18 protein-coding genes and 1 tRNA gene are annotated in these 15,082 nt (G+C 29.7%); 9 read left to right on the top strand and 10 right to left on the bottom strand.

Annotated elements, in window-relative coordinates; all coding sequences use genetic code 11:
* Positions 1–74 precede the first annotated feature (74 nt).
* Entirely contained in the window at positions 75–1,088 is a 1,014-nt protein-coding gene (locus tag C7447_RS09645; RefSeq protein WP_148870312.1) for a glutamine synthetase beta-grasp domain-containing protein, read from the top strand.
* A 44-nt stretch (positions 1,089–1,132) separates the two neighbouring features.
* Here C7447_RS09645 and C7447_RS09640 read toward each other — a convergent pair whose 3' ends face one another.
* Positions 1,133–2,074: a calcium/sodium antiporter gene (locus tag C7447_RS09640; protein ID WP_148870311.1), complete on the bottom strand. Its 942-nt coding sequence runs from the start codon at positions 2,072–2,074 to the stop codon at positions 1,133–1,135.
* A gap of 571 nt (positions 2,075–2,645) precedes the next feature.
* Here C7447_RS09640 and C7447_RS09635 point away from each other — a divergent pair.
* The 5 genes from C7447_RS09635 to C7447_RS09615 all read left to right on the top strand — a co-directional run bounded on the left by C7447_RS09635 (position 2,646) and on the right by C7447_RS09615 (position 6,327).
* Positions 2,646–2,798, top strand: coding sequence for an SsrA-binding protein (locus C7447_RS09635; RefSeq protein ID WP_211354912.1), 153 nt, complete (start codon positions 2,646–2,648; stop codon positions 2,796–2,798).
* A 19-nt stretch (positions 2,799–2,817) separates the two neighbouring features.
* Positions 2,818–3,045 (top strand): putative signal transducing protein, encoded by a 228-nt coding sequence (locus C7447_RS09630; RefSeq protein ID WP_148870309.1) that lies wholly within the window; start codon positions 2,818–2,820, stop codon positions 3,043–3,045.
* A 44-nt stretch (positions 3,046–3,089) separates the two neighbouring features.
* Positions 3,090–3,163 (top strand) — tRNA-Arg (locus C7447_RS09625).
* Between the two features lie 415 nt (positions 3,164–3,578).
* Complete coding sequence (locus C7447_RS09620; RefSeq protein WP_148870308.1) at positions 3,579–4,031, top strand: response regulator; 453 nt, start codon at positions 3,579–3,581, stop codon at positions 4,029–4,031.
* A 37-nt stretch (positions 4,032–4,068) separates the two neighbouring features.
* Complete coding sequence (locus C7447_RS09615) at positions 4,069–6,327, top strand: ATP-binding protein (protein ID WP_148870307.1); 2,259 nt, start codon at positions 4,069–4,071, stop codon at positions 6,325–6,327.
* Here C7447_RS09615 and C7447_RS09610 read toward each other — a convergent pair.
* Entirely contained in the window at positions 6,317–6,889 is a 573-nt protein-coding gene (locus tag C7447_RS09610; protein WP_148870306.1) for a biliverdin-producing heme oxygenase, read from the bottom strand. The genes C7447_RS09615 and C7447_RS09610 overlap by 11 nt on opposite strands.
* Positions 6,890–7,177: 288 nt before the next feature.
* On the opposite strand from C7447_RS09610, the gene C7447_RS09605 reads away from it, so the two are divergent.
* Complete coding sequence (locus C7447_RS09605; RefSeq protein ID WP_148870305.1) at positions 7,178–7,570, top strand: hypothetical protein; 393 nt, start codon at positions 7,178–7,180, stop codon at positions 7,568–7,570.
* A 55-nt stretch (positions 7,571–7,625) separates the two neighbouring features.
* On the opposite strand, the gene C7447_RS09600 is transcribed toward C7447_RS09605, so the two are convergent.
* The 7 genes from C7447_RS09600 to C7447_RS09565 form a co-directional block, all read right to left on the bottom strand.
* Positions 7,626–8,459, bottom strand: a complete 834-nt coding sequence (locus C7447_RS09600) for a M57 family metalloprotease (protein ID WP_148870304.1) — start codon at positions 8,457–8,459, stop codon at positions 7,626–7,628.
* An 813-nt stretch (positions 8,460–9,272) separates the two neighbouring features.
* Positions 9,273–9,548 carry an ATP-dependent Clp protease adaptor ClpS gene (locus C7447_RS09590; RefSeq protein WP_148870302.1) on the bottom strand — a complete coding sequence of 92 codons (276 nt, stop codon included), beginning with the start codon at positions 9,546–9,548 and terminating at the stop codon, positions 9,273–9,275.
* Between the two features lie 6 nt (positions 9,549–9,554).
* Positions 9,555–10,388, bottom strand: a complete 834-nt coding sequence (gene prmA, locus C7447_RS09585; RefSeq protein WP_148870301.1) for a 50S ribosomal protein L11 methyltransferase — start codon at positions 10,386–10,388, stop codon at positions 9,555–9,557.
* Positions 10,389–11,147 (bottom strand): triose-phosphate isomerase, encoded by a 759-nt coding sequence (gene tpiA / locus C7447_RS09580; protein ID WP_148870300.1) that lies wholly within the window; start codon positions 11,145–11,147, stop codon positions 10,389–10,391.
* A gap of 52 nt (positions 11,148–11,199) precedes the next feature.
* A complete protein-coding gene (locus tag C7447_RS09575; protein ID WP_148870299.1) occupies positions 11,200–11,685 on the bottom strand; it encodes a TlpA family protein disulfide reductase in 486 nt (161 codons plus the stop codon).
* 1 nt (position 11,686) lies between these two features.
* On the bottom strand, positions 11,687–12,157 hold the full coding sequence (locus tag C7447_RS09570) for a TlpA family protein disulfide reductase (protein ID WP_148870298.1): 471 nt from the start codon (positions 12,155–12,157) through the stop codon (positions 11,687–11,689).
* Between the two features lies 1 nt (position 12,158).
* Positions 12,159–13,235, bottom strand: a complete 1,077-nt coding sequence (locus C7447_RS09565) for an ABC transporter permease (RefSeq protein WP_148870297.1) — start codon at positions 13,233–13,235, stop codon at positions 12,159–12,161.
* 63 nt (positions 13,236–13,298) lie between these two features.
* Between C7447_RS09565 and pyrF the strand changes: the two genes are divergently transcribed.
* The gene (pyrF, locus tag C7447_RS09560; RefSeq protein WP_148870296.1) at positions 13,299–14,111 is read left to right on the top strand and encodes an orotidine-5'-phosphate decarboxylase; all 813 of its coding nucleotides are present in this window, start codon (positions 13,299–13,301) and stop codon (positions 14,109–14,111) included.
* 5 nt (positions 14,112–14,116) lie between these two features.
* Positions 14,117–14,911, top strand: coding sequence for an ABC transporter substrate-binding protein (locus C7447_RS09555; protein WP_148870295.1), 795 nt, complete (start codon positions 14,117–14,119; stop codon positions 14,909–14,911).
* On the opposite strand, the gene C7447_RS09550 is transcribed toward C7447_RS09555, so the two are convergent.
* Positions 14,891–15,076 carry a hypothetical protein gene (locus C7447_RS09550; protein WP_148870294.1) on the bottom strand — a complete coding sequence of 62 codons (186 nt, stop codon included), beginning with the start codon at positions 15,074–15,076 and terminating at the stop codon, positions 14,891–14,893. The two genes, C7447_RS09555 and C7447_RS09550, sit on opposite strands and share 21 nt — an antisense overlap.
* Between the last annotated feature and the right edge of the window lie 6 nt (positions 15,077–15,082).

Below are 15,082 nucleotides of genomic sequence, written 5' to 3'. Positions count from 1 at the left end.
CATTTTTTATTATTGACTAAAAATTTAATGATATATATTTGTGTTTAAATTTCTTAACACATAACAACAACACAATGAGTAAAGCTAAATTAGAATACATTTGGTTAGATGGTTACTTTCCAACACAAAACATGCGTAGTAAAACTAAAGTCGTTGATGATTTTAGTGGAAAACTAGAAGATTGTCCTATTTGGTCTTTTGATGGTTCTTCTACAAAACAAGCAGAAGGCGGAAATTCTGACTGTTTATTAAAACCAGTAGCTATTTATCCTGATCCAACAAGAAGAAACGGTTTTTTAGTAATGACTGAAGTTTTAAATGCTGATGGAACACCTCACGAATCTAACGGAAGAGCAACAATAGATGATGATGATAATGATTTCTGGTTCGGTTTTGAACAAGAATATTTTATTATGGATAGAAAAACTCTTTTACCTTTAGGCTTTCCAATAGGTGGCTACCCTGCACCACAAGGTATGTATTACTGTTCTGTTGGAGGAAGGAATACACACGGTAGAAGTTTAGTTGAAGAGCACGCTGATTTATGTATTGATGCTGGATTAAACTTTGAGGGAATTAACCAAGAAGTTGCATCTGGACAGTGGGAATTTCAATTATTTGCAAAAGGAGCGAAAAAAGCTGGAGATGAAATTTGGGTTGCTCGTTATTTATTAGATCGTTTAACTGAAAAGTTTGGTTATTATATAGAGTATCATCCTAAACCATTAGGCGATACGGACTGGAACGGTTCTGGTATGCATGCTAATTTCTCTAACACAATTTTAAGAACTTGCGGATCTAGAGAAGTTTATGAAAAAATATGTGAGGCATTTAGACCTGTTGTTAAAGAACATATTGAAGTGTATGGTGAATTTAACGACCAACGTTTAACCGGTAAACATGAAACTGCTTCTATTAACGATTTTAGTTATGGCGTATCAGATAGAGGGGCTTCAATTCGTATCCCTATTATTACGGTAGAAAAAGGATGGAAAGGATGGTTAGAAGACCGTCGTCCTGCATCAAATGCAGATCCATATAAAGTAGCAGGTCGAATTGTAAAAACTGTTAAAAGTGCTAAAATATAAAAAGATTTAATCATGAAAAAACCCGCTGTTAGCGGGTTTTTTTATTAAGTAATTGTTGTATAAACAAAAATAATATAGGCAATTAAAAGAATAATTCCATCTCGCCAACCTAAACGCAATCCCTTAGGAAAGAAAACAAGAGGTAAAATAGCGAATGATATTCCTAACATCCAAAAAATATCATGATTAATCAAACTTAAAGCGTCGGCTTTTACTTCTATAGGGGTTATCATAGCGGTAATACCCAATACAGCTAAAATATTGAATATGTTTGACCCTATTAAGTTACCTAATGAAATTGCCTTCTCCTTTTTTAAGACTGCAATTATTGATGCTGCCAATTCTGGTATACTTGTTCCTACCGAAACTACAGTTACACCAATTATAGCATCACTTACTCCAAGGTTTTTCGCCAAAGAAACAGAACCGTTTATTAATAATTCTGATCCCCCCCATAAACTAACTCCTCCTATAGCTAAAAATAAAACAACCTTAAACAAAGGAAGTTCCTCATCATCTTCTGGCATTTCATCGACAACTGCTTGTTTTTGAAATCGCAATAAATAGATTAAAAACACAATTAGGGTTGTAAACAAAATTACTCCTTCGTATTGTTGAATAATTTTATCAAAAGCAATAAAAAAATACAACATTATAGAAGCTATCATCATCACTGGCCAGTCGGTTACATAAAAACTTCTCTGTACCTCTATCTTAGATAAAATTACTGTTATTCCTAAAACCAGACCTAAATTAGCAATATTAGAACCTATTACATTACCAACAGCCAATCCTGTTGCCCCGTTTAATGCAGATTTTACACTTACAATAAGTTCTGGCGCTGATGTTGCAAAAGAAACAACGGTCATACCGATTACAATTTTCGGAATATCTAACCTTAAAGACAATCCTACAGCTGCTTTTAACAACCAATTACCTCCTAAAACTAGCAATAGTAATCCGATAATAATGTAAACTATACTCATAAATTATTTTTCTGCGAAGATAACTTTTTTGGTGTAAGTTAAATATTAGAGATGTTTTTTACCTTCTTTTTTCAATCTTAATTTTATAGATTTTTTTTGATTGTGAAAATTAAAGCTCTTAAAAATCAACTTCAAAAAATATTCTCTGCTTTGTTATCAGGAAAAGACTTGAAAAAAGGCTTTATTTAATTACAAATAGAAACAAATAATAAAAATTACACTTTAAATTTTAAGGCAATTTAAAGAGATTATAATTACAAATTAAAACATAAAAAACTTTTTTAACTTCAATTTTAAATGCAAATAAATTAAATCATATCCATTTTTTTGGTAGTGATATTTCTTTCATCATATATTGAAAAAACAATTTCGAAATTGAACTATTTACTAACTCTAAAAACTAAAAAAAAATGATTTTATTCGTACTCAAAATTGCCATGGTAGTTATAACCACAATTTTTAATTTTATTCAATCAGTATTTTAAATAGTCAATTAGAACGAGGTGAAGTTTCTTCACTTCGTTCCATAATGATAAAATTTTCGCTACTTTTGATTAATAATCAACAGATAATGAAAAAAGAATTTTTTAAAACATTGGCTTTAATTAACAAAACTGTCTTACCTTCTTATTCCAAAAGACAGTTAGATGTTTCTAAAGCATCCAAAGCTCAACTAGCCATTATTGGTTGGCGCGCTTTTGTAACTATGAATTCATTAGATTAACATAAAAACTACTAACATTATGAAAGAGCATATAAAAATATATACAGGAACATCAATTTTAGCAAACAGATTAGCTTTTTTGTTAGATGAAGAAGACATCCCTAGTATTGTTAAAGATGACCAAGAATCAGGAAGATTAGCAGGTTTTGGAACCTTAGGTGATTCATCTGAGCTTTTTATTTTTAATTCTGACGCAGATAAAGCAAAAGAAGTAATAAAAAAATTTAAAAAAGAAATTTCAGAATAATTTTCAAATTTAGAAAATAGTCTTATATTTGCATCCGCAAAAACGGCCTCGTGGCGCAACTGAATAGCGCACTTGATTACGGCTCAAGAGGTTACAGGTTTGAATCCTGTCGAGGTCACAATAACCCTTTTTAATCACTAGATTTTAAAGGGTTTTTTAGTTTTTAATTTTAACCCATAAATTAAAATTCCCCCAACAACAAATATTATCAATACAGATAAATTTCTACCAGAATAATCATTACCGTACTTTATTATATATACGTCCACCATAACCAATATTTTTATAAATTAGGTTTTAAGCTTTTACAATCCTTCTGCAGGTTATTTAAAACAAAAACGAAATAAACCCTTGTAGAATTTAAGAAGAGCCTCAATTAATAGCCTTAAACTTATATTAAGATGTAAATAGCTTTCAATTAATTACTTCAAATATTATCAACACAATAAAAAAAGTTAACTTAGCACTTTGCTAGCTAAACATTTTGTATAATCAACTGTGTTAAATTACAGGCTTATTTTTAAATAAATTTAATGAAAGAGTTTACTATTTTTTATGCTGACGATGATGAAGACGATTTAATGTTTTTTGAAGAAGCTGTAAGTTCATTATGTGAAAATGGAGATCGTTTAATTAACCTATTTTTACTCAAAAATGGAGAAAATCTAATAGAAACCATAGAACGAAATAACTCCGGAAATTTTGTAGTCTTTTTAGATTTAAACATGCCTCTAAAATCTGGATTTGAACTTCTAGAGGAAATTAGATCAAAACCCGAAATACAAAGTACTCCTGTTATTATGTATTCTACAAGTTCTAATGATCATAATGTTTTACAAAGCCAAAAACTAGGAGCAAACTATTATGCCGTGAAACCAAATAATTTTAATGATTTACTTAAAATTATTTCTAGCGCCGCAAATATTAATTGGAAAAACCATCCTAAAGATAATAACAACTTTCTTTTTCATAAAGTCTATTGTTAATATTAGTAACTTTCATTTCTAATCCAAACTGCTATCCATGAATTTTAGAAATATAACCAATCGAGATATTGTAAATTTAGAGAACTGCGAGGATGAACCTATTCATATTCCAGGACTCATTCAACCTCATGGTTTTTTAATTTCTGTAGATTTTCAAACAAATATCATTAATGTTTGTAGTGAAAACATTAATAATTATATAGACTTCACGTATCAACAGCTACTAGGAAAAGAAATAAAAACTTTCTTTAACAATACTTTCTTAAGCGAATTCAACATTTTTAAAAAAGATACCGCTACCCCATTTAAAGCGTTTAATTTCTCTATAAATGAAAGACTCTTTTCAATTAGCCTTCATCATAGTGATAATGCTATTATTATTGAAGGAGAACCTACCGAAAATCAATTTGATAAAGACAACCAGTTATATAATTCTTCGAAACAACTATTAAGTTACATTGAAGATACATCTACGTTAAAAGAGTTGTGCAACTCAGTAGTATTAGCAATAAAGAATATTACTAACTACGATCGCGTGATGGTTTATCGTTTCGATGCCGAATATAATGGTGAAATAATTGCTGAAAGCAAAGAAGAACACCTTGAACCCTTCTTAGGGCTTCATTATCCCCATACAGATATTCCAGTACAGGCCAGAGAACTTTATATTAAAAATCATTTACGAATTATTGGTGATGTCGACTACAAACCAGTTGAACTATTCACCTACAATTTGAGCCCTATTAAAACTTTAGACCTAAGTTTATCAATTTTAAGAAGCGTATCTCCTATTCATATTCAATATTTACATAATATGGGCGTAGGTGCTACCTTAACTGTATCACTTATTCATAAAGGTAAACTTTGGGGACTTATTGCGTGTCATCATTATTCACCTAAATATTTAAGTCAAGACATTAGAAATACTGTAAAACTTCACGGTCACTTTATTACCTCTCAAATTGATGTAAGGCTATTAAATGAACAGTATGAAATTGCAGGAAGAGTTAATGCTGCCGTAGAGCGTTTAACATCTAAAAAATTAGCTTTTAATCGTAGTTCAATAATTGAATTGTTCAATGAAAAATCAATTGTTTCATTATGTAATAGCGCAGGTGTATCGGCATTAATTGATGGTGAACTGTACATTTATGGCGAAACTCCAAACAATGAGGAAATCCAACTTTTAGGAGACTTCCTATACAATTATAGTGATAATGGACGATTTGTAACCTCCTCTTTATCTCACATTACCTCAAATTTAAAATCTATCTCCGAAGCTTTTCCTGGTATTAATTACTACTCACTTGGTGATGAAACTAACTTTATTATTTGGTATCGTACACCTACAATAAAGGATATTCATTGGGCAGGAGACCCAAGCAAGTCTATTGAAAAAGATACAAAAGGGTTATCCCCTCGAAAATCTTTTGCAAAATTCACTGAAAACGTAAAAGACACCTGCAAACCATGGCTAGAAGCAGAATTAGCTGCTTGCTCTAATTTTTTTAACTTTTTTCAGATTCATATAAGATCTATTATAATAAATGAAGAAAAAGAAAATCAAAAAAAACTAAGTGAAATTCTTAAGGAAACCAATGCCGAACTAGAAAACATAAACTGGATCAGTACGCATGATTTACAAGAACCTTTACGCAAAATACGTATGATGGCCTCAACATTATTAAGAAGTGATACAAAAAACCCACTTCCTGAGAATGTTCATAATAAAATTATTAGAATGCAAAATTCAGCAGAACGAATGCAAACATTAATTAGTGATATATTAAAATACACTAAAGCAAATGTTGATGCGCCTGATTTTGAAATGGTAGACTTACACAATCTACTCATACAAACTAAAGAGGAAATGAATGATACACTTAATGATACAAACGCTAGTTTAAAAATAGAGCCTTTACCACATATTAAGGGTGTACCTTTTTTATTAAAACAATTGTTTTTAAATACTATCTATAATTCACTAAAATTTAGCAGTCCTGAAAGAGATCCAATTATAGTAATAAAGATGGAAAAAGATTCAATAGATGAAATTTCAAAGAGCGGAATGTATCATGTCATCGAAGTTAAAGATAATGGCATAGGTTTTAATAACGCATATAAAGAAAAGATTTTTAAAATATTTTCACGATTAAATAACAAATCAGATTACAGTGGCTCTGGAATAGGTCTTGCTCTTTGTAAAAAAATTATGATAAAACATCAAGGTTTTATAGATGCTACTGGTACTGTTGATAAAGGCGCGACCATTAAATTATATTTTCCTAAAAACTAGTGGCTAAAAGCCAGTTTTTTAATGTTTTAAAAGTATCTATCGCTCCCAACATTACTTCCTCTTCATCTATTTTTTTTTGTGATTTGCATAAATCATTTTTAAAACTTAACCACATGCCTTGGGTATTTATGCCATAAGAATTAAAATAGGATGTTATATTGATATCCGATTCTTTTAATTGTAACTGCTTCTTTAACATCTTAGATATAATCTGTCCTCCCAATGTAGAACCTTCAATAACATATAAAACTCCAATTGCATAAGACGGATTATCAATAGAAATTAAAGCTAGATTTTCTTCAACTTTAAACCCAAAATTCAAAACAGATAAATCATCAAATAAACGTTTTGTATGTTGACGTTTACCTATATCTGAAATTAAAGACCGATCAATAATGTTTTGAAGTTTTTTTTCAATAGGAAAATAAAATTGGTAAAGTCTATCAAGTAAAGTAGCATATTGTTCAAGTGTTGAAATACTTTTGAGTTCTTTTACTAAAACTTTTTCAACATCTTGATGATACAATTTTGTTCTTTCTTTTAGCTTGTCAGGTAAGCTCATAGTTAGTTTATTTTTTTGTCTTACAAATTATTAACCTTTTTTAAAAACTTATAATTGTATTAAATATTGGCTAATAATTTTAAATAAAAGTTTTACGAAACTAACATTTTTAGAATGATCCTCTTCCTTTGTTTTAATATATTTTTTCACATTAAACCGTCATACTAGTAAAAAATTAAACTATATCACAAGTACCATAAAGACCTATCACAATTATTAAAATACTATTAACGTTTGTAATTTGCGTTTTTTTATTTTAAAATTGCATTAAAATTAAATCCCCGAAACATGAAAAAAATAACTTTACTATTATTAGTTTTTACCGCATTAAATTGTTTTTCTCAAAACAGAGAAGGCACTATATTTTATTCTTCAGTAGACAGAACAGAAGAAACCTATAATATTAATATAGACATCTTCGAACTCCATGGAACAGAATATATTGAAGTTGAATTGTTCGATGAAAAAGAAGTAAAACTTTCTTCAAACATGGCTACCTTACGTTTTAAAGATAAAAAATTCTTCTTGACTTACAACAACGAAGAATCTGAAGTAGTTATACAAAACATTAATTTAAAACTTAAAAACACCAATAACGACCTTGAGTATCCAATGGTAAAAGTTAAACTACTTGATGAAAATTATGATGTAGTTGATTTTTCACAGAGAGTATTCTATTAAAAAAAATAAAATCCCGAGTAAAATACTCGGGATTTTTTATAATATACTAAATTTTCTAGTATAAATAATTTAATGCTATAATATCATTGTTATTAAACTCACCATCTTCAGATGAAGAAAAACAAGCTAACATTACAGAAGTTGGATCATAACCAGAAGGAGTACCTGGAATTGGGTTTGCTCCTACACCTGCATCACCTTCATTCTGATTTTGCCCACAGCTTTGTCTTGAATACCAATCTGTATGTCTAAAACCAACAGAGTGACCAATTTCATGAGTAATTACATGTTCTACCACATTTGTATCATAATTGTTTAAACCATAAATCTGAACATACTTGTATGGATTTCCACCAGAAGGAAAACCTGCTGAACCACCTGTTCCACTTTGAGATGGATTACGGTACACAACCATATCTTTACTTTGATAATCTGTACCATATGTCAAATTAAACGAAATAGATAAACCTAAAGCGTTATAATTATCTACAGCCCATTGTAAAGCTGTTTGCTCTTTAGTTGATAAAGCTTGACTACCTCCAGTATAACCAATGATAGTAATAACTTTATTTTGTGAAACCAAATTATTTGTATGATAATTTTTACCTGCTAAATTTTGTAACGATGGTAAACCCATAATTTGCGCTTCTGACATATGAATGTCTCCTTCCATTTGATACATCGGAGTAGTTTTTCCTTCAGGAAGCAAAAAATCTACTTTTCTTACATCACTTGTATTCACATCAAAATCAGCAAGTTTTGCAATAATCTCTTTTGACACGTTGTTTTGTGAAATTTCTTCTTGTTGTACTGTTTTTTCACTCTCACAAGAGAAGAAGCTAGCGCCAATTAATAACACCGCGATTCGGGGGAATCTAAAATTTTTCATTTTTTAAAAGTTTTAAATGATTAATAATTAAATTTTTAACGAAAATATAACCATTTTTTAACTTTTTTAACACATTAAATAAATTTAACAAATTATCTTATTTTGTTTAAAATTAAACAAAATTAAAGTTTTAACCTTGATTTACACCCCCTAATCTACCCCTTTCTTAACACAATGTTTCTTTTTAAAAGTAACTTAAAATACTTATACAATTAAAAAGACCTTAAACTTTCGCTTAAGGCCTTTTCGTCTAACCAAACTTAGTATAAAAACTAACTACTACTATCTTGAAACTAACTGTTTCCTTTTTAAAAGCTCCTTTTTTCTGAAAATCCAAAAATTTGGATAAAGGGTATCTTACTTACTGAAAGGAGCCGGTATAAAAGGGGATTATACTTCCTATTGGGAATTAAAAAATATAATTTTTATAGAACTTATTAATACTATGCAACTTAATTTGTTACATTATTATGACACCATCTTTTTTAAAAGGTCACAATTATTATAAAAAAAACTCAAAAAAATTAATTTTTGAGTTTTTAGTATAAATATTTCCTTAAAATTACACGATGCTCTGGCAGTGTTTTATCATAATTCTCAGCTAACAACTCCAGTATTTCCGGAGGCTTACACCCTATTTCTTTTTTTGAAGAGTATTTTGAAACGTATAGGTTAAAAATTTTGTCTTTTTTTTCAAAAATCAAAAAATGTGTGGGATTTAGTTCAGAAAAACATATTTGATTTCCCAAAAAAGTACCTGATTCATCTATTTTAAATTCTGAAAATTCATAATACTTGAAAACATTCTCCATATTAAACGATCTCAGCAGACAAACCTAATTGTAATAATTTTGAACAACGTGGTTCTAAATCTTTATACTCACCAGTTTTTACCGCACATTTTCCTTTATAATGAACCAAAACGGTACATTGCTCTGCTTGTTCTAAGGTATGATCACAAACATCTACCAAACTATCAATTACATGATCGAATGTATTTACGTCGTCATTATATAAAACAATTTCATGTTTAGGTGTTTCTTGTATTAAAACATCTAACTCTTCTTGAATCTTTTCAATTGTGCTCATCTTCATCTATTTTATGTATTTAACAGCTACCCAATTATTTCTTTCTATAACTCGATCTAATTTTAAATCGTATTTTAAAACCTCTTCATCAATTACAGGAATATCTTCTTTATAAAAACCACTTAAAAGTAATATTCCTTTATCATTTAAACAAGAGGCATATGTTTTAATGTCTTTCAACAATATATTTCTATTAATGTTTGCTATAATAACATCATAATCTTTACCCTCTAGTAATGAAGCTTCACCTTCATAAACAGAAATGTTTTTACAATTATTTCGTTCAACATTTTCTAAAGAGTTCAAATAACACCAATTATCAATGTCTATAGCATCAATTGGGTTGGCTCCTTTCATTTCTGCAAAAATTGCCAAAATTCCAGTTCCACACCCCATATCTAACACCTTTTTACCCTCAACATCTAAATCAATCAAATGTTGTACCATCATGTGCGTAGTTTCATGATGACCTGTACCAAAACTCATTTTAGGCTCAATTACAACATCGTATTTTAAATTGGGATTTTTATGAAAAGGTGCACGAATACTCACCAAATCATTTACCTGAATAGGATTAAAATTCTTTTCCCATTCGGCATTCCAATTCGTTTGTTCTACTTCTTTTTTGTTGAAATCAATCTTAAATTCTTCAGATTTTAAAATAAAAACATCTTCTAAAATTGATACATTCCAATCATCTTTTTGAATATAAGCTGTTACACCATTTTCTGTTTCAACAAAACTTTCAAAACCAATATTTCCTAACTCTGCTATTAAAATTTCTGTTGCAGGCTCTTTAGGTTGTATTGTGAAATTATACTCTATATATATATTATCCAATTAAATCGCTTTTATAATTGCTGTAAAATCTTTTGCTTTTAAAGAAGCTCCACCTATTAACCCTCCATCTACATCTGGCTTTGAAAAAATTTCCTCTGCATTATTAGGCTTTACACTTCCTCCATATAAAATAGAAATCGCATCGGCAGTTTCATTGTTATATTTCTTCTCAATTAAACTTCTAATAAAAGCATGCATTTCTTGTGCTTGATCTGCAGATGCCGTTTGACCAGTACCAATAGCCCAAACAGGTTCGTATGCTAAAATTATATTTTTAAATGACCCTGCTTCTAAATGAAATAAAGCATTTTTTAACTGAGCTTCTATTACTTTAAAATGATTACCAGCTTTTCTATCCTCCCATTTTTCTCCAAAACAGAAAACAACTTCTAAATTATTACTTAAAGCTGCATCTACTTTCTCTGCTAAAATCGCATCAGTTTCACCAAAATACTCACGTCTTTCTGAATGCCCAATAATAACAGTTTTAACACCAATATCAGTTAACATATCTGCAGAAATCTCACCTGTAAAGGCTCCATTTTTAGCCTGATGCATATTTTGGGCGATTACTTCAATTTTACTCTTCTTAATTTTCTTAACGGCAGGCTGTAAATTAACAAAAGTAGGCGCAATTAAAACGCGCTTTCCTTTTAGCTTCACTCCTTTTATTTCTTTCTTAAGCTCTTTGATCAGTTTTTTAGTCTCATCTAGCGTATTGTTCATTTTCCAGTTTCCGGCTACAATTTTTTTTCTCATTTTATTAGTTTTTCAAAGAGTTATTAAGTTATAATTGGTATGCAAAATTACATTATTTTTTTAATGCGTCTAGTATTCTTTCATCACCTGCCTCAACTGCTTTAAACAAATCTATTTCACCTTGCTCATTAACCACAACATATCTTGGAATCCAATCTAAACCAAGAAAAGATCCAAAATCTCCTTTCCATCCAGATTGCATAAAATAATGCTCTCCCTTTACTTTGTACTTTTTAATTCCAGTTTCCCACTCTTCAATCGTTTTATCTAACGATAAAAACAAGTAAATAACATCAAGATTTTCTGCTTGTAATTGTTCAACTTTTGGCATTCCTTTAATACAATCTCCACACCAAGAAGCCCAAACATCAATCAAAATCCTTTTCCCTTTATATTGATCTAATATGTCTTTAAAACTTTGAGACTCTCCGTTTAAAGTAATAAAAGTATCATTTAATGATTCTTTCGAAAACTGAGTTGGATTTTTTGTTTTACAACTTGCAAGAATAATTACTACAAGTAAAATTATTTTTTTCATCTTATTTTAATTTATCAGACACTTTAAATGTTTTATATACTTTTATATTTTCATTCTTATCAATTTTCAAAAACCTAGGTATGCTTTTTAATTTTAAAAATTTACCCAAAGCTCCTTTTCCTTTTTTAGGTACGTAATAAAACTGTCCCTTTAATTTTATATATTCTAATCCTCTTTTCCAGTCGTGATAAGTATGATCAACTGACAAAAAAATATATTCTTTTTCTGGATTTTCCTTTTGAAACCGTGCTACATCTTTAAAACTATCCTGACTTACTGGGCAATAACTTGCAAAAACTTGTATAAACTTGTCCTTACCTGCATTCTTTTTTAATATATCTTGAAGTGTTATTGAATCCCTTTCTAGCGTGACTAATTTTTCATCTAATGCACTTTTCGAAAATGAACTTGGTTGAAAAGTTGCACAACCAACAAAAATAAAAACTGATAAAAAAGCAACAAAATTTCTCATACTAATTCAATCTAATTCTAGGATCTAACCAACTGTAAATTACATCTACCAATATATTTATAATAATAAACAACGTAGCAATAACCAATACACTTCCCATTATTACAGGTAAATCTAGCGTGTTTAACGCATTTACAATTTCTTTTCCTAATCCGTTCCAGTTAAAAATATACTCTACAAAAACTGCTCCTGCAAGCATCGATGCAAACCATCCAGAAACTGCCGTAACAACAGGGTTTAATGAATTTTTAAGGGCATGTTTTTTAATTACTTGATATTGCGTTAATCCTTTTGCCCTCGCAGTCCGCACATAATCTTGATTTAAGGTTTCTAACAGCGAATTTCTCATTAATTGTATAATCACAGCTAAAGGACGAATACCTAACACTAAAGCAGGTAAAATAAGATTTTTCCATTTTATATGAGTTCCCTCTCCAAAATCATCCACTTCATACAAACTTCCTGTCATTTCCAAATTGGTGTATTTATGCAGAATAAACCCAAAAAACCAAGCAAATAAAATAGCAGAAAAAAATGAAGGAACACTCATTCCTAAAGTACTAATTACCGCAATAATTCTATCATAAATACTATCCTTATTTAAGGCTGAAAATATCCCTAACAAAATCCCAAAACCAATAGCTATAAAAATTGCCACCGTTGCTAAAACTGTAGTATTAGGCAATGTTTCATAAATAACTTCAGAAACATTTTTCCCATTCTTTTGAAAAGATTGTCGCAAATATGGATATTTCAACACAATATCTATTTTATCTACAGAAAACAATTTTGTGTAATTGTATTTTCCTGTTGATAAAAAAGTATAGTCATTTGTGTTTTTACTATGAAATGATATTGGTGAAACATCATTCAAATAATAAAAATATTGAGTTGAGATTGGCTTATCGAACCCGTACTTTTTTCGAATATTCTGTAATTGTTGTGTGTCTTCACGCTGCCCCATTAACATCCTTGCAGGATCTCCTGGCAATACATTAAATAAAAAGAAAATAACGGTAATTACACCAAAAAGTGTTAAAAATCCGTAGAAAATTTTATTAATTAGGTATTGAAACATCAAAAACAAAGATAACAGAAAGTGCTAAAAAAGTGTACTTTTGTATAACTTTTTAACAACACAATGACAACAGAACAACTCGTAGCACAAATTAGAAAAAAGAAATCATTTTTATCTATTGGTTTAGATATAGATTTAAATAAAATTCCGCCTCATTTACTACAAGAAGAAGACCCAATTTTCTCTTTTAACAAAGCCATAATTGACGCTACACATCATCTTTGTATTGCCTACAAACCTAATACTGCTTTTTACGAAGCATACGGAATTAAAGGCTGGAAAGCTCTTGAAAAAACCATCAAGTATATCAATCAAAAACATCCTGAAATTTTTACAATTGCTGATGCAAAACGTGGTGATATTGGTAATACCTCAACCATGTATGCTAAAGCTTTTTTTGAAGATTTAGCTTTCGACAGTGTTACAGTAGCTCCATATATGGGAAAAGATTCTGTAGAACCTTTTTTAGCTTTCGAAAACAAGCACACAATTTTATTAGCGTTAACATCTAACCCTGGTGCATTCGACTTCCAAACTAAAACGGTTGATGGACAAGAAGTGTACAAACAGGTCTTAGTAACTTCTAAAACTTGGAAAAACTCAGAAAACTTAATGTATGTTGTGGGAGCTACAAAAGCAGAATATCTCGCTGAAATTAGACAAATAATTCCCGATAGCTTTTTATTAGTACCTGGTGTTGGTGCACAAGGAGGAAATTTACAAGATGTTTGTAAATACGGAATGAACAAGAATATTGGATTATTAATTAATTCTTCTCGCGGAATTATTTATGCTTCAAATAAAGAAGATTTTGCAGAGGCAGCTGCAGAAAAAGCTAAAGAGTTACAATTAGCAATGGCTGATATTTTAGTATAAACTCAATGGAACTTTCAAACCAAATAAATAAAATTTTAGATCTAAAACAAACTCCTAAGAGGATCGTTTCTTTAGTACCAAGTCAAACTGAACTATTATTTGACCTGGGCTTAGAAAATAATATTGTTGGCATTACAAAGTTTTGTGTTCATCCCTATCATTTAAAACAAACCAAAGAAATTGTTGGAGGAACAAAAAACATCAAAATAGATAAAATAAAAGCCTTAAATCCTGATATTATTCTTTGTAATAAAGAAGAAAACACCAAAGAAATTGTAGAAACTTGTTTAAAAATTGCTCCTGTTCATGTTTCAGAGCTTAATACTATAGACGATACTCTAGAATTAATTCAATTTTATGGCGAAAAATTTTCTTGCAGAACAGAAGCGGCTAAAATTATTCAAAAAATAAATTTTAAATTAAACGATTTTAAAACATTTATTAAAAGTATCGAATCCAAAAAAGTAGCTTACTTTATTTGGAAAGATCCTTGGATGGTTGCTGGAAACAATACCTACATCAATCATTTACTTCAACTAAATAAGTTTGTTAATATCTATCAAAACAAAGAACGATATCCTGAAATAGAATTAAAAAAAATTCGCTTAGAAGGTGATCCTGATCTTGTTTTTTTATCCTCAGAACCTTATCCTTTTAAAGAAGAGCATGCTTTTGAAATCGGAAGATATACACATCATGCCAAAACTGTTTTTGTTGATGGCGAAATGTTTTCATGGCATGGGAGTCGTTTAATTAAAGCTTTAGATTATTTTAAAAAATTACACCACAGAATTGTCTAGATACTTAACTCTGTTAATTTTCTCTAGAACTTTCATTGCTTTAAAAGAAGCTAAGTCACTCTTACTTTCATCTACATACTTATAGTCATTTGAACGCTCTATCAATTTTTGATAGCGCTCTTCCAGATGTTTTCTATATCGATATAATTGACTTAACCGTGACATTTCAAT

This window comes from Tenacibaculum adriaticum (genome assembly GCF_008124875.1).
Lineage (GTDB): Bacteria > Bacteroidota > Bacteroidia > Flavobacteriales > Flavobacteriaceae > Polaribacter > Polaribacter adriaticus.
Note: the sequence above shows the minus strand (reverse complement) of the source record. Positions and strands in the feature narration are given on the sequence as shown.